General features: G+C 64.6%; 13 protein-coding genes. 8 read left to right on the top strand and 5 right to left on the bottom strand.

What is annotated here, in order from left to right:
• Nucleotide 1: 1 nt before the first annotated feature.
• On the bottom strand, nt 2-1,189 hold the full coding sequence (locus tag ACVMB0_RS18370) for an amino acid ABC transporter permease (RefSeq protein ID WP_461347199.1): 1,188 nt from the start codon (nt 1,187-1,189) through the stop codon (nt 2-4).
• 106 nt (nt 1,190-1,295) lie between these two features.
• Here ACVMB0_RS18370 and ACVMB0_RS18365 point away from each other — a divergent pair, with 106 nt between their 5' ends.
• From ACVMB0_RS18365 to ACVMB0_RS18345, 5 genes are all read left to right on the top strand, one after another.
• The gene (locus ACVMB0_RS18365) at nt 1,296-2,171 is read left to right on the top strand and encodes a MurR/RpiR family transcriptional regulator (protein ID WP_461347198.1); all 876 of its coding nucleotides are present in this window, start codon (nt 1,296-1,298) and stop codon (nt 2,169-2,171) included.
• A 5-nt stretch (nt 2,172-2,176) separates the two neighbouring features.
• Nucleotides 2,177-3,535, top strand: coding sequence for an aspartate aminotransferase family protein (locus ACVMB0_RS18360; protein ID WP_461347197.1), 1,359 nt, complete (start codon nt 2,177-2,179; stop codon nt 3,533-3,535).
• 61 nt (nt 3,536-3,596) lie between these two features.
• Nucleotides 3,597-4,607 carry an amino acid ABC transporter substrate-binding protein gene (locus tag ACVMB0_RS18355; protein ID WP_461347196.1) on the top strand — a complete coding sequence of 337 codons (1,011 nt, stop codon included), beginning with the start codon at nt 3,597-3,599 and terminating at the stop codon, nt 4,605-4,607.
• 176 nt (nt 4,608-4,783) lie between these two features.
• On the top strand, nt 4,784-5,419 hold the full coding sequence (locus ACVMB0_RS18350; RefSeq protein WP_461347195.1) for an aspartate/glutamate racemase family protein: 636 nt from the start codon (nt 4,784-4,786) through the stop codon (nt 5,417-5,419).
• A gap of 178 nt (nt 5,420-5,597) precedes the next feature.
• On the top strand, nt 5,598-6,548 hold the full coding sequence (locus tag ACVMB0_RS18345; protein ID WP_461347194.1) for a YiiG family protein: 951 nt from the start codon (nt 5,598-5,600) through the stop codon (nt 6,546-6,548).
• Nucleotides 6,549-6,655: 107 nt separating this feature from the next.
• Here the strand turns inward: ACVMB0_RS18345 and ACVMB0_RS18340 are convergent, their stop codons facing one another.
• Nucleotides 6,656-7,990, bottom strand: coding sequence for an MFS transporter (locus tag ACVMB0_RS18340; protein ID WP_461347193.1), 1,335 nt, complete (start codon nt 7,988-7,990; stop codon nt 6,656-6,658).
• A 326-nt stretch (nt 7,991-8,316) separates the two neighbouring features.
• Here ACVMB0_RS18340 and ACVMB0_RS18335 point away from each other — a divergent pair, with 326 nt between their 5' ends.
• Complete coding sequence (locus ACVMB0_RS18335) at nt 8,317-9,516, top strand: multidrug effflux MFS transporter (RefSeq protein ID WP_461349678.1); 1,200 nt, start codon at nt 8,317-8,319, stop codon at nt 9,514-9,516.
• 149 nt (nt 9,517-9,665) lie between these two features.
• On the opposite strand, the gene ACVMB0_RS18330 is transcribed toward ACVMB0_RS18335, so the two are convergent.
• The 3 genes from ACVMB0_RS18330 to ACVMB0_RS18320 all read right to left on the bottom strand — a co-directional run bounded on the left by ACVMB0_RS18330 (nt 9,666) and on the right by ACVMB0_RS18320 (nt 11,650).
• Nucleotides 9,666-10,214, bottom strand: coding sequence for a hypothetical protein (locus tag ACVMB0_RS18330; protein WP_461347192.1), 549 nt, complete (start codon nt 10,212-10,214; stop codon nt 9,666-9,668).
• 12 nt (nt 10,215-10,226) lie between these two features.
• Complete coding sequence (locus ACVMB0_RS18325) at nt 10,227-10,955, bottom strand: hypothetical protein (protein WP_461347191.1); 729 nt, start codon at nt 10,953-10,955, stop codon at nt 10,227-10,229.
• A gap of 233 nt (nt 10,956-11,188) precedes the next feature.
• Nucleotides 11,189-11,650, bottom strand: coding sequence for a DUF983 domain-containing protein (locus ACVMB0_RS18320; protein ID WP_461347190.1), 462 nt, complete (start codon nt 11,648-11,650; stop codon nt 11,189-11,191).
• 94 nt (nt 11,651-11,744) lie between these two features.
• Between ACVMB0_RS18320 and ACVMB0_RS18315 the strand changes: the two genes are divergently transcribed.
• Both ACVMB0_RS18315 and ACVMB0_RS18310 read left to right on the top strand, forming a co-directional pair.
• On the top strand, nt 11,745-13,121 hold the full coding sequence (locus ACVMB0_RS18315; RefSeq protein WP_461347189.1) for an aminotransferase-like domain-containing protein: 1,377 nt from the start codon (nt 11,745-11,747) through the stop codon (nt 13,119-13,121).
• A gap of 107 nt (nt 13,122-13,228) precedes the next feature.
• Nucleotides 13,229-14,527 carry a serine hydrolase domain-containing protein gene (locus ACVMB0_RS18310; protein ID WP_461347188.1) on the top strand — a complete coding sequence of 433 codons (1,299 nt, stop codon included), beginning with the start codon at nt 13,229-13,231 and terminating at the stop codon, nt 14,525-14,527.
• The last annotated feature ends 57 nt before the right edge of the window (nt 14,528-14,584 follow it).

Below are 14,584 nucleotides of genomic sequence, written 5' to 3'. Positions count from 1 at the left end.
GTCAGCGCTCCACCAGCGCGATCCGCGCATTGTACCAGTTCATGAACAGGCTGATGCCGAGGCTGATGGTGAGGAACACCATCATGATCAGCGCGATCGACTCGATCGCCTGCCCGGTCTGGTTCAGCGTGGTGTTGGCGATCGAGACGATGTCCTGGTAGCCGACCGCGACCGCGAGCGAGGAGTTTTTCGTCAGGTTGAGATACTGGCTGGTCATCGGCGGGATGATGACGCGCAGCGCCTGCGGCAGCACGATGTGCTGCAACACGAAGCCGCGCTTCAGCCCGAGCGCCTTGGCGGCCTCGGACTGGCCGCGCGGCACCGCCTGGATGCCGCTGCGCACGATCTCGGCGATGAAGGCCGAGGTGTAGGTGACGAGCGCGATCAGCAGCGCAAAGTATTCCGGCGCGAGCGTCAATCCGCCGACGAAGTTGAAGCCGCGCAGCTCCGGCAGCGTGATGCTCCAGCTCGCGCCCGAGAGGAACGACACCAGCGCGGGCAGCGCGACGACGAGGCCGAGCGCATAAGGCCAGGCCGGCCGGGCCCGGCCGTCGCGCATCTGTTGCGCGATCAGGCGGCGCCTGAGGAAAGTGAAAACGACCAGGCCCGCGACCAGCGCGAGGATGGTCCACCAATTGGCTTCGTGCAGCGGGACCGACGGCAGGATCAGGCCGCGATTGGAGAGATAGACGCCCTCGACCGGCTTGAACGCCTGGCGCGCCGCCGGCAGGCCCTGCATCAGCACGTACCAGAACAACAGCTGCAGCAAGAGCGGCAGGTCGCGCAGCACCTCGACATAGACGGCGGCGAGCCGCGCCAGCAGCCAGTTCGACGACAGCCGCGCGATGCCGACCAGCGTGCCGATCACGGTCGCCAGCACGATGCCGATCACGGCGACGCGCAGCGTGTTGACGACGCCGACGATGAAGGCGCGCAGGTACGTGTCCTTCGGCGTGTAGTCGATCCAGGAATCCGCGATCGGCATGCCGGCCTCGCGGCCGAGGAAGGCAAAGCCGGTCGAGATCCGCCGCACCGAGAGATTATGCAGCGCGTTCGACCACAGGAAGGCGACGATGGCGACCGCGATGCCGACCACCAGGACCTGCCAGAACAGGCCGGCGACGCGGGGATCGCTGAGCGAGAGCCGCCAGTTGCGGACGGGAGGGTGTTTCGGCGTCGATGTCGTCACAGCACAGGATCCCCTGAGAAGCGATCTTCTGCCATGCGCAGGCGTCTATTCGAGCATGCGCACATCATATGTTGCACCAAATCAAGATTCATGCAACATATGTTTCATGGCCCAGGCTGAGCCGAAACCATCGCCCCTCAACGAATTGTGCAGCGCATTGCCGTCGCTGCCAATGCGTTTGCAGGAGGTCGGTCGGTTTGTCGCAGCCAATGATTACGACGCCACCACCCGCTCGATGCGCGAGCTCGCCGCCGTCGCCGGCGCCGATCCAGCCTCCTTTACACGTCTGGCAAAAGCGCTCGGCTATTCCGGCTGGGACGAATTGCGCGCCGCACTCACCGAGGCGCGGCGGCCCGAGCAGGGCTCGCCGTTCTCCGGCCGCGCCAAGAGCCGCCGCGGCGGGCCGAATGCCGATGTCAAACTGGTGCACGACAAGCTGGAAGCCGAAGCCGCGGGGCTTGCGCGCATCTCCGCGAATGCGATTGCGGACGCCGCGCGTGCGCTGCATTCGGCCAACCGGATCTGGATATCCGGCTTTCGCAGCTGCCGCAGCGTCGCGGAACTGCTGACCTATCAGCTTCGCCTGTTCCGCCCTGACGCCGTGCAGCTGGTCGGTGGGTCCGGCCCGTTCGATCTCGACCATGGCGCCTTCCGCACTGAGGACGCCGTGGTCGTGATCGGCTTTGCGCCCTACACGCTGGTCAGCGTCGAGACCGCGCGTGCGGCGCATCAGGCGCGCGCCGCGCTGATCGCGATCGCCGACACGATCTCGGCGCCGATGGCCGAAGGCGCCGATCATTTGCTGCTGTTCGAGGCCGCCGCCTCGCCCGGCTTCTTCCCGAGCCTCACCGGCGCGATCGCAGTCGCGCAGTCGCTCGCCGCGGTCGCCTTCACGCTGGGCGGCGCCGGGGCAAAACGCAAGCTGGAAGAGACTGAAAGCCGGCTTGCCGGGATGTCGCAATATACTGTCGAGAAAGGATGACTGTCATGACAGCCGCCTCCAAGAGCCGCGTGATGCACCGCAGCCTGCGCGAGACCCCGCCCAAGGCAATCGGCGGCGACGGCGTCTGGTTGATCGCGGAAGACGGTCACCGCATCCTGGATTCCTCCGGCGGCGCCGCGGTGTCCTGCCTCGGTCATCAGCATCCGCGCATTCTTGCCGCCATCGCCAAGCAGGCGTCGAAGATCGCCTATGCGCACACCGGCTTCTTCTCGTCGGAGCCCGCGGAAGAGCTCGCCGAGCGGCTAGTGGGCCACGAGCCCGGCGGGCTCGGCTATGTCTACTTCGTCAGCGGCGGATCGGAGGCGATCGAGGCCTCGATCAAGCTGGCGCGGCAATATTTCATCGAGCGCGGCGAGCCTAAGCGCGCGCGCTTCATCGCCCGCCGCCAGAGCTATCACGGCAACACGCTCGGCGCGCTGTCGGCCGGCGGTAATGCCTGGCGCCGCGAGCCCTACGCGCCGCTGCTGTCGCCCTCGTTCAGCCATGTCACCCCCGCCTTCGCCTATCACGAGAAGCGCGACGATGAATCGGAGGCCGCGTTCGTAGGCCGCCTCGCCGCCGAATTAGAGGCTGAATTCCAACGGCTCGGCCCCGAGAATGTCGCAGCCTTCATCGCCGAACCCGTGGTCGGCGCCACCGCCGGCTGCGTGCCGGCGCCGGAGGGCTACTTCAAGGCGGTGCGCGAGATCTGCACTCGCCACGGGGCGCTGCTGATCCTCGACGAGGTGATGTGCGGCATGGGCCGCACCGGCACGCTGCATGCGTGGGAGCAGGAAGGCATCTCGCCGGACATCCAGGCGATCGCCAAGGGGCTCGGCGGCGGCTATCAGCCGATCGGCGCGATGCTCGCGAGCGGCACGATCGTCGACACCGTGCGCAACGGCTCCGGCGCGTTCCAGCACGGCCACACCTATCTCGCGCATCCGCTCGCCTGCGCCGCCGCCCTCGAGGTGCAGAAGACGATCGCCGAGGAGAGGCTGCTCGACCAGGTCAAGGAGCGCGGCCGCCAGCTCGAGCAGCGGCTGATCGAGCGCTTCGGCAATCATCGCCATGTCGGCGACATCAGGGGCCGCGGCCTGTTCTGGGGGATCGAGCTGGTCGCCGACCGCGGCACGCGGCAGTCGTTCGATCCGAAGCTGAAGCTGCATCAGCGAATCAAGTCCGCAGCCTTTGCCGGCGGCCTCGGCTGCTATCCCTCGGGCGGCACCGCCGACGGCCAGCGCGGCGACCATGTGCTGCTCGCCCCGCCCTATATCGCAACGCCCGGCGACATCGACATGATCGTCGAAAGGCTCGGCGCTGCGGTCGACAGCGCGCTGAAGGATGTTGGTCACGGAGCATGATCCGGAAAAGTGGGTACCGGTTTTCCGAGAAGATCATGCTCAAGCATGAGGGAGGTGTAAAATGTACAGGGGATTGATTACTGCAGCCGTTCTCGTCGCCGGCGCCGCGACCGCAAGCGCGGCGACGCTGGACACCGTCAAGCAGCGCGGCACCCTGGTGTGCGGCGTCTCGACCGGCTTTGCCGGCTTCTCGGCGCCGGACTCGCAGGGCAATTTCAAGGGCCTCGACGTCGACTATTGCCGCGCGCTTGCCGCCGGCGTGCTCGGCGATCCAGCCAAGGTGCGCTACGTCGCGCTGACCGCGCAGAACCGCTTCACCGCGCTGCAATCCGGCGAGATCGACGTGCTCTACCGCAATTCGACGCAGACCTATCTGCGCGGCACCACGCTCGGGCTGCGCCAGGGCCCGGTCAATTTCTACGACGGCCAGGGCTTTGTGGTGAAGAAGGACCTCGGCGTGAAGGAGCTGAAGGACCTCAAGGGCGCCACCGTCTGCGTCGCGCAGGGCACCACGCATGAAGTGACGCTCGGCGATTACGGCCGCGCCAACGGCATCGACTGGAAGCCGCTGGTGTTCGACCGTCCCGATACCATGTACCAGACCTTCTTCGGCGGCCGCTGCGATGCCATGACCCAGGACGCCTCGGCGCTTGCCGGCGCGGTCGCAACCGCGGCACCGAAGGCCGACGACTATGTCGTGCTGCCGCAGACCATCAGCAAGGAGCCGCTCGGCCCGTTCACCCGCAACGGCGACGAGGTCTGGAGCGACATCATCACCTGGCTGCATTACGGGCTGGTCGAAGCCGAAGAGCTCGGCGTGACGCAAGCCAATGTCGACGAGATGACGAAGTCGCAGGTGCCGGCGATCCAGCGCCTGCTCGGCGCATCCGGCGATCTCGGCTCGCGGCTCGGCCTCGACAACAAATGGCTGGTCGCGGCGATCAAGGCCGGCGGCAATTACGGCGAGATCTTCGAGCGCAATGTCGGCAAGGCAAGCCCCCTGAAGCTCGAACGCGGCCTCAACGCCACCTGGAGCAAGGGCGGCCTGATGTACGCGATCCCGTTCAAATGATCCTCTGATAGGCCTTGAACCTATTCCTCCCGTCATTGCGAGCGAAGCGAAGCAATCCATCGCGGCACAAGTACAGCGATGGATTGCTTCGTCGCTATCGCTCCTCGCAATGACGAGTTGATGGATTATAGCCTCCAACCTCAACGACTTGCGGGGAGAGGGAGTAGAAAGAAATCATGCGCATCACGCTCATTCACGCCCTGAAGCATTCGATCGCGCCGATCGAGGCGTCATTCGCAAAACATTGGCCGGAAGCGCGGCTGATGAACCTGCTCGACGACAGTCTGTCGGCCGACCTCGCGCGCGACGGCAAGCTGACCGACCGGATGACCGAGCGCTTCCTTGCCATCGGGCAATATGCAGTCGGCACCGGCGCCGAGGGCATCCTGTTCACCTGCTCGGCGTTCGGCCCGTGCATCGAGGCGGTGGCGCGTGCGCACGCGCCGATGCCGGTGTTGAAGCCGAACGAGGCGATGATCGAACAGGCGGTCGCCATGGGAAAACGCATCGGCCTGCTCTCGACCTTTCCGCCGACGCTGGCGTCGATGCCGCCGGAATTTCCGTCGTCCGTGACGCTGGTGCCGAAGCTCGCCGACGGCGCGCTGGCCGCGCTCGATCGCGGCGACCGCGCCGAGCACGACCGCATCGTGGTCGAGGCCAGCCGCGATTTGCGCGACTGCGACCTGATCGCGCTCGCCCAGTACAGCATGGCCCCGGCCGCCGCGCGCGTCGCCGACATCACCGGCCGCGAGGTGCTGACGACGCCCGACAGCGCGGTGTTGAAGTTGAAGGCTTTGCTCGGAATCAAGTAGGCGGCCATCAGCGCATTGTTTCGGCGGTGGTGGCGTCTGGCCCATAGCCGACAAACACGTTGATCGATAGTGTGCCGCGCGGCCTCGGCGAAGGCTCGTGTGACGTCACGGTCTGCCGTCACACAATCCTTCCAAGCTGGGGCGGGCAACGTGCGGCCGAGATGAGGGCAAACTCCCGATGCGAAATATCCGTTTCTTTGCAATTGCAGCCATCGCTGCCTGTCTCGAACCGGCCGTCGCCCAGCAGGCCCCGCCTGCGTCATCGGAGAGCGCCGCCTCCGCGCAACTGACGCGCAAGATGAATGCCTATGTCGGGTGCATCAATCGTCTGTCGTCGCGCTCCTACGAATCCCGCGACCGCTACTTTTCCTGGGCCGCCAGGAGCGGTCCCACCGGCAAGGAGCGGATCATCTACGGCACCTACACGATCTACGACACCTCCGACTGCAAGACGAGCGTCGCGGCCGCCAATGCGGCGGACCCGCACGATGCCGGGCTTGAGTCGGCTGCGAATGCCTATGTTGCCGCCGTGACCACGCTCGAGCCGCTGTTGAAGGAGGCGGACGACTACTACACCCAGGAGAATTACAAGGACGACAAGATGGCCAAGGGCAAGGCGCTGCATCCGCGCCTGGTCGCGGCATGGGATGCATTCGCCGGCGCCGACAAGGCGCTGCGCGCCGGCGTCGAGGCGATCAATGACAAGCGCTCGGCCGAGCAGCTGGCCGCGATCGAGGCGAGCGAAGGCCGCAAGTCGCATTATTATGTCGAGGCCCTGATGATCCAGGCCAAACGCGTGCTTCGCGCGGAGCAGGCCGACAAGCCCGACCTCGACGCGATCACCCAGGGGCTCAGCGAATATGAAGCGACGGTGAAGGCCATGGAGGACGCCTCGGGCAAGGACGGCGACGTCAAGCTCGGCTCGATGTTCGTCGGCAGCGCCAAATCATTCCTCACCACGGCCAAGCAGCTGATGCGCCGCATGCGCGACAAGGTGCCTTACAGCTCCGGTGAGAAGATGATGCTGAGCAATGCCGGCGCCGGCTGGATGGTGGAAGGATCGCCGGCCCGGCTGATGCGCGACTACAATGAACTCGTCGACGGCTACAACCGCGGCGCCCGAATCTGAATGGCCGCCGCTGCGTAAGGTGGATTAGCCGAAGGCAAAATCCACCGCGACGCAACGGCAGTGGCGGATTACGCTTGCGGCCAATCCGCCCTACGGATTCCCCTCGCCTACGTCCCTGCGTCCTTCACGTTCAGGTCCACGCCCTGCGGATCCCTGATCGTCGACACCGTGATCAGCGAGATCAGCGCCAGCAGGCCGATATAGACGCCCACCCGCCAGGACTCACCGTAAGTGCCGATGATCCATTGCGCGATCATCGGTGCGAAGGCGCCGCCGAAGATGGCGCCGAGCGCGTAGCCGATCGAGACGCCGGAATAGCGCACCTTGGCCGGAAACAGCTCGGCATAGAGCGCGGCCTGCGGGCCATAGGACAGGCCGAGCGCGATGGTGAGGCCGACGGCGCTGATGAAGAACAGCAGCAAATTCTTGCTGTCGATCAAGAACCACATCGGCACCGCCCACAGCACCATCAGGGTGTAGCCGATCTGGAAGCAGCGCACGCGGCCTATTCTGTCGCCGAGGATGCCGCCGAGCAGCGTGAAGATGAACCAGCTCACTGCCGCCAGCGTGCCGATCAGCAGCAATTGCTCCGACGGCAGCTTCAGCGTGTTGGCGCCATAGCTGATGATGAACGCGATCAGGATGTAGCCGGCCCCGTTGTTGGCCATGAAGATCAAGGCGGTGCGCAGGATCTCCTTGGCATGATTGCGCATCAGCTCGCGCAGCGGCGCGGAGGATTCCTTGTGCCGCCGCTGCATCGCCTGGAACACCGGCGATTCCTCCACGGTGCGGCGGATCACGATGCCGACCACGATCAAGAGGATCGACAGCAGGAACGGGATCCGCCAGCCCCATTCGATCATCGCCTGCTTGCCGAGCATCGCCGTCAGCACCCACAGCACGCCGGTCGCCAGGATCATGCCGAGCGGCGTGCCGATCTGCGGGAACGAGCCGAAGAAGCTGCGCTTGTCGACGGGTGCCGATTCCACCGCCATCAGCGCCGCGCCGCCCCACTCGCCGCCGGCCGAGAAGCCCTGCAGGATGCGCAGAAGAATGAGGAGCGCCGGCGCCCAGGCGCCGATCTGCGCATAGGTCGGCAGCAGGCCGACCAGCGCGGTCGCAGCGCCCATCAACAGCAGCGTGACGACCAGCATGTTCTTGCGCCCGAAGCGGTCGCCGAGATGACCGCAGACGATCGCGCCGAGCGGGCGGAACAGGAAGGAGAGGCCGAGCGTCGCGAACGAGACGATCTGCGCCAGCAGCGGATTGTTGGCGTTCATCGGCGCGAAGAACAGCGCGCCGAACACCAGGCCGGCGGCCTGGGCGTAGACGAAGAAGTCGTACCACTCGATGGTGGTGCCGACGAGCGTTGCGGTGAGAACCTTGCGTTCCTCATCCGACAGTTCAGCACCGCGCGAGCGCGCGGATAGTTCGATGGACATGTGGCCTCCCCAAGTGCGGTTCTTGTCCGTGCGGGTGTTCGGGCGCGATGGCCTGCCCCGGCACGGGTGCTGGTAGCGGGATAGCAGAGCTTCCGGCCGAGCACGAGCAAAATAGTTGCAATCGCAACGGTGTAGCCACGGCCGACATGCCGCCACCCCCTGCCCGACCGGTTCCATGACCCCGTTACCTCACCCGTCGCCGACGGTCTCCCATCCCAAAACGCCGATTGTGCATTGCAGCAAGAGCATTATGATCCCAGCGCTCCAAGAGGTCGTAAGTGTCTGACATCAATGCCGATGCCTGGGTCTCCTCAGGCCACCGCCCGATGGGCTTTCCGGAATTCGTCGTCGTTATCGCTTCCATCATGGCGCTGAACCCGCTGGCAATGGACATGATGCTGCCGGCGCTGCCGAACATCCGCTCCGCATTCCAGATCGCCGACGCCAACCGCCCGCAGATGGTGCTGTCGATCTTCCTGGTCGGCTTCGGGGTCGGCCAGTTCGTGATGGGCCCGCTGTCGGACCGCTTCGGCCGCCGCCCGGTGCTGCTCGGCGGCATGACCGTCTACACCATCGCCGGCCTGCTCGCGATCATGGCGCCCTCGTTCGAGACGCTGCTCTTGGCGCGCGCGCTGCAAGGGCTCGGCACCGCGGCGACGCGCGTGATCGCGACCTCGATCGTGCGCGACTGCTACGCCGGGCGGCGGATGGCGAGCGTGATGTCGCTGGCAATGATGGTGTTCATCGCCGTCCCCGTGATCGCCCCGTCATTCGGCCAGGCGGTGATGCTGCTGACGCACTGGCGCGGCATCTTCGTGCTGTTGATGATCTACGGGGTGATCGCGCTGGCCTGGAGCGCGATGCGGATGCCGGAGACGCTGCCGAAGGAGCTGCGCAAGTCGCTGGCGATCCCGGAGGTGCTGTCCGCATTCCGCCAGACCGTCACCAATCGCCAGACGCTCGGCTATGCGCTCGCCGCCGGCGGCGTGCAGGGCTCGCTGTTCGCCTTCGTGTTCTCGTCGCAGCAGATCTTCACCGAGATCTTCAAGCTCGGGCATTACTTCCCGGTCGCGTTCGCCGCCTGCGCGGTCGGCGTCGCGATCGCCGGCTTCCTCAATTCTCGCATCGTCGGCCGCATCGGCATGCGGGTGATCTCGCACGCCGCGCTGACCGGTTTCGCCGTCGTCGCCGCGGCACTGTTCCTCGCCGTGAAGACCAACACGCTGTCGCTGCCGCTGTTCATGGTGCTGGCGGGCCTGATGATGTTCGCGTTCGGGCTGATGATGGCGAACTTCACGGCGTTGGCGATGGAGCCGCAGGGCAAGATCGCCGGCACCGCCTCCTCGCTGTACGGCACCATCACCACGCTGCTCGGGATCGGCGTCGGGACGGTGATCGGCCAGGATTACAACGGCACGCTAGAGCCGTTCGCGACCGGCTTCTTCCTCTGCACGCTGGCCGCGCTCGCCGTGGTGCTGGTGACGGAAAAGGGCCGCATGTTCCGGCCCCATCACCATCCGATTTGATCTTGTAGGGTGGGTTAGCCGACTACGTCCGCGGTAGCTCAACGAGCGAAGGCGGAAGGCGTAACCCACCGTCTTCGTCACCACCAGTGCGGCGGATTACGCTTCGTCAATCCGACTTTTCAATTCCGAAGAAAAGTCGAGGGTGCGGATTACTCTTCGTCAGACGGAGCGACAGTCAGGATCGTCCCGTCCTCCCGGATGCCACGCCGTTGAAACTGCCAGGCGGCGAAGAAGTCGAGGCACGTATTCCAGTAAAGCGAGCGTGGGTCTGCTGTTGCGGCGTTAGGAAACATGTCGCTCCGTCGCTGCACCAAGCTCAGCTTTCGACACTTGGCCGAGACTTCAGGATGTTTGAAATCGATCTGATGCATCGAGTGGGCGAAGGTATTTCGAACCCTGTTGATGATCCGCAGATCGTCCCGAGACATCTTTTCAATAAATCTAGCAGCATAGGCGATAGTGACTTTCGACGATGCCGTGGCCAGAAAGCCGTTTTGCGCGCCGTCGAATATCCGCGCGTCCTCATCCTTGTCGATACGGAACCGCTCGCGGATGACCATTTCAAGGGCGTAGTCCACGTAGGCCGCCGCAGTGATAGCCAACATATGGTCAGGCGCGGTTCTGAGAGCTTGCAGAACGTCGATCTGCTGGTCCTCAGTCGGCCGGTCTTTGATCAAGTCAGGTCGTTTTGTGGACAAGCGGGATAAATCCTAAAAGGGAATGTCGTCGTCCATGTCTCGACTAGCACCGTTTGCTCTTCTGGGCGGAGGGAGCTTCGGCTTCGGCGGCTCGATGTTTTTCTTCGGCGGCGGCAACTTGGCGTTCTCGGCATCATAGCGAACGCCAAATATCGCGGCGATGAGCCGCGCCCATTTCCACGTAGGCTCTAACTCTTCGGTCGCATCCGCCGTGGTCTTGGCCAACGACATGATGAAGTCGCTGAACCGCTGCATTGAAGTCCGGTCGCGGTCGACCTCAGCCAGGAATGCGTTGAGTCGATTCATCAACGTCTCCTTCTTCCCAATCTCTAGGGCAGATGCCTCCACGATCTCCTTGATTTTCGTGACATAGGCCCGGATGTGCTTCTTATCGTTCTCATCGAGGGGGAGTGAGGTTGATGGACCGACGCGAACATTTCGGATGTGCGCACGCACGGTGTAGTTGTCTACTGCTCTGACGAACGCATTGTACACATCGTCGAGACCCGAGGTGTTGTTGTTATCGGGGATCACGAAAAAGTCGAGGAAGTCCAATCCGAGCACTTCGGCGGCGGCGGAGGTATGGTTCATGTACTCGATAATATAGTGAGCCCAGGAATTGTTGTTCTGGGTATGCTCAAGGTTCATTTCGAGCCGATCACGAAATTTCTTCTCCAGCCTCGCAAACGCCAAATCGGGCGGGCAATCCGCCACGGCTGCAAAGTCCTCCTCAGCAATCATTCCCCGCCCTCCTCGGCAGCTTGGCCGGAATCTGGGGGGACGGGTGTCTGGATACAAGTGGCCCGTTTCGTTTAACCACGGACATTTCGAAGCAAAGCACAGGTATTTGTCAGCGCGCCGTAGGACTGCCGACAACCAAACACATTCAACCGGCGGCGCCAGATGTCGTACCCATCTCCATTCGACTAGTCGAAGGCGTAATCCATCGCATTTCTATCGAGCAGCGCGGCGGACTACGCTTCCGCCTTCGCTCTTCGAGCTACGGCGGCCAAGTCGCTAATCCGCCCCACAGAGCCCACGTTGGCACGAGCCGGCGACACCGCGCGCCGCGTCGCCGCAAATCCTTCCATCCCGAGCTGCCATTGCAAGCCGACGATCGCGCCCTTGGTCGGCTGCAACAGCGCCAGCGCGCTGAACAAGGTGACCGGCAGCCAGATCGCCAGTTGCAGCCAGGCCGGCGGCGCGTAGGTCATCTCCATCCAGAGCAGCGCCGGCACCACGACGTGGCCGACCACGACGATGACGAGATAGGCCGGGAAATCGTCCGCACGCTGCGGGGTGAAGTCCTCGCCGCACACCTCGCAATGATCAGCCACTTTAAGGAAGCGGCCGAACAGATGGCCGCGCCCGCAGTTCGGGCACTTCATCGAAAATCCGCGCAACATCGCCTTTGGCAGGGAAACCGTCTCGGTCATCGTCGTCGTCCTTGGTCGTTGTCCTTGACCTGATCTGATGATCCATACAATATGCCCATAAGAGCCTACAATCAAAGACAATGTGCTGGATTGCATGGATTGGATCCCTACAGTTTCGGAATGGCACGGCCCGATGTTCCTGCGCATCGTCGATGCGCTGGCCGCCGATATCGCCAGCGGCCGGCTGGTCCGCGGCCAGCGGCTGCCGACCCATCGCGCGCTGGCGACCGCGCTCGGCATCGACCTCACGACGGTGACACGCGCCTATGGCGAGGCGCGGCGGCGCGGACTGCTGGATGCCCGAGTCGGCCAGGGCACCTTCGTCTCCGAGACCACCGCGCGCGCAGCCCCCGAACTATCGGCGCCCGTCAACATCGACCTGTCGATGAACCTGCCGCCGCAGCCGGTCGAGGCCAATCTCGACCTGCGCATCGCGCAGGGCCTCGCGACCATCCGCTCAGACGCCGGGTTCTCCGCCTATCTCGGCTACACGCGGCCCGGCGGCACCGCGGACGAGCGCGAGGTCGGCGCCGCATGGCTACAGCCGCGCGTGCCGAACGCTTCCGCCGACCGCATCGTGATCTATCCGGGCTCGCAGGCGATCATCTTCAACGCGCTGCTGGCGCTGACCTCGCCCGGCGATGTGGTGCTGACGGAAGCATTGACGTTTCCCGGCATCAAGGCCGCGGCGGCGCGGCTCGATGTCCGCCTGGTCGGCGTGGCGATGGACGCGGAGGGCGCGCGGCCCGACGCGCTGGACGAGGCCTGCCGCAAGCACAGGCCGAAGGCGGTCTATCTGGTGCCGACGCAGCAGAACCCGACCACCGCGACCATGGGCACTGCGCGGCGCAAGGCGATCGCCGACATCATCCGGAAGCGCGGCTCTGTCCTGATCGAGGACGACGTCTACGGCCCGCTCGAACCGCAGATGGCGCCGATCGCGACCCTGATTCCGGAGCACACCTACTACGCCGCGAGCATCGCCAAATGCATCGCGCCGGCCTTGCGCGTCGCCTATCTGCTGGCGCCCGATGCGAGCGCCGAGCAGCGCATGCGCGCCAGCATGCAGGCCACCATGCAAATGCCGCCATCGCTGATGGTGGCGCTGGTGACGCAATGGCTGCGCTCCGGCGTCGCCGCCGACATCATCCGCGCCATCCGCAACGAGGCCGCCGCGCGCCAGCAGCTCGCCGCCCGCTTCCTCAAGGGCGTCAGCTATGCGGCGCGGCCGGCGAGCCATCATCTGTGGATGCCGCTGCCGAAGCATTTCGACGGCACCGATTTGCTGTCGCATCTGATGCGCAATGGCCTTGCCGTCGTCGGCGAAGACGCCTTTGCAGCGGGCGATGCCGCGCCGCGCGGCTTGCGCGTCTCGCTCGGTGCCGCACGCAACCGCGCCGAGCTGAGCCAGGCGCTGCAGGTGCTGTCGAGTGCCGTGCGCACGCCGGCCGGCGCCACGCAGATTGTCTAAAATTCGACCATCGTTCGGGAATAAACTCGCTCGAAAATGATTATGCTGCGCGGGCGCCTGCGCTAGACATGCGGCGTTCAGAACATCAGGCAGGGGCGGGCTTCTCAATGTCATGTGGATATGATCGGGCGATCCACCTTGCCGTGCGGATACTTCGTGGGGTAACGACCGCGATCGCGTGTCTTGCACTTGTCACATCGGGCGACGCACGCGCCACCGACGCCCCTGCCCCGTCGCCGGAGAAGCTCGACCGCATCACCGAATTCTTCAACAATGAAGTCAACAGCGGCAAGCTGCCCGGCGCAGTCATCCTGATCCAGCAGCACGGCAAGCCGGTCTATCTGAAAGCCTTTGGCTATCGCGACGTCACGACCAAATCGCCGATGCGGGCGGACACGATGTTCGCGCTGCATTCGATGACCAAGCCGATCACCAACACCGCCGCGATGATGCTGGTCGACGAAGGCAGACTGTCGCCGCAGGATCCGCTGTCGAAATACATTCCGGCGTTCGCCGACGTGAAGGTCGCGATCGAACCCGACGGCGGCAACGATCCGGACAAGGTGGAGCTGGTGCCGCCGATCCGCCCGGTGACCATCGAAGACATCATGCGGCACACCTCGGGCATCACCTACGAATATATCGGCGCCGACTGGATCCAGAAGATCTACCGCGCGGGACATCTGTTCGACGGCAAGTTCGACAACAAGGAATTCACAGCAAGGCTGGCCAAGCTGCCGCTGTCGCGGCAGCCCGGCACGCTGTGGCGCTACGGCCATTCCACCGACGTGCTCGGCCGAGTGATCGAGATCGTCTCGGGCAAGACGCTCTATCAGTTCGAGAAGGAGCGCATATTCGATCCCCTTGGGATGGCCGACACCCGATACGTGCTCGATGCGGAGACCGAACGGACGCGGCTGGCCGAACCGCTGCCTTCGGACACGATCCTGATCGAAGGCGAGAACGACCGGCGCGCGCATCCGGAATGGGAATCCGGCGGCGGCGGCCTGGTGTCGACCATAACCGACTATGCGCGCTTCGCGCAGATGCTGCTCAACGGCGGCGAGCTCGACGGCAAGCGCTACCTCAGCCCCGCCGCCTTCAAGACCATGACGACGGATCATATCGGGCCGGGCTCGGGCGTCGGCCGCGACTACTGGTATTTTCCAGGCGACGGCTTCGGCTACGGCTACGGAATCGCGGTGCGCACCGATCCCGGCATCGCCAAGCCGGCGCCGCCCGGCTCGATTGGCGAGCTGAAATGGGACAGCGGCAGCGGCACCTATTTCGGCGTCGATCCGAAACTCGACATGATCTACATCATGCTGGAGCAGACCCAGAACGAGCGCCAGCGCATCACGCCGGCATTCCGCAAGCTGGTGTACGACGCGTTCAGCCCGGATTGAGTTCCGTCGCACTTTCGTCATTGCGAGGAGTGAAACGACGAAGCAATCCATCTATCC

The sequence above is a fragment of the Bradyrhizobium sp. USDA 4451 genome, from assembly GCF_054822585.1.
This window is presented reverse-complemented; position numbering and strand designations above follow the sequence as displayed.

Coding starts and splice junctions, on each gene's coding strand:
- ACVMB0_RS18365 (WP_461347198.1), top strand. CDS start 1,296: ATGGCCCAGGCTGAGCCGAAACCATCGCCCCTCAACGAATTGTGCAGC.
- ACVMB0_RS18360 (WP_461347197.1), top strand. CDS start 2,177: ATGACAGCCGCCTCCAAGAGCCGCGTGATGCACCGCAGCCTGCGCGAG.
- ACVMB0_RS18355 (WP_461347196.1), top strand. CDS start 3,597: ATGTACAGGGGATTGATTACTGCAGCCGTTCTCGTCGCCGGCGCCGCG.
- ACVMB0_RS18350 (WP_461347195.1), top strand. CDS start 4,784: ATGCGCATCACGCTCATTCACGCCCTGAAGCATTCGATCGCGCCGATC.
- ACVMB0_RS18345 (WP_461347194.1), top strand. CDS start 5,598: ATGCGAAATATCCGTTTCTTTGCAATTGCAGCCATCGCTGCCTGTCTC.
- ACVMB0_RS18340 (WP_461347193.1), bottom strand. CDS start 7,990: ATGTCCATCGAACTATCCGCGCGCTCGCGCGGTGCTGAACTGTCGGAT.
- ACVMB0_RS18335 (WP_461349678.1), top strand. CDS start 8,317: ATGGGCTTTCCGGAATTCGTCGTCGTTATCGCTTCCATCATGGCGCTG.
- ACVMB0_RS18325 (WP_461347191.1), bottom strand. CDS start 10,955: ATGATTGCTGAGGAGGACTTTGCAGCCGTGGCGGATTGCCCGCCCGAT.
- ACVMB0_RS18320 (WP_461347190.1), bottom strand. CDS start 11,650: ATGACCGAGACGGTTTCCCTGCCAAAGGCGATGTTGCGCGGATTTTCG.
- ACVMB0_RS18315 (WP_461347189.1), top strand. CDS start 11,745: ATGGATTGGATCCCTACAGTTTCGGAATGGCACGGCCCGATGTTCCTG.
- ACVMB0_RS18310 (WP_461347188.1), top strand. CDS start 13,229: ATGTCATGTGGATATGATCGGGCGATCCACCTTGCCGTGCGGATACTT.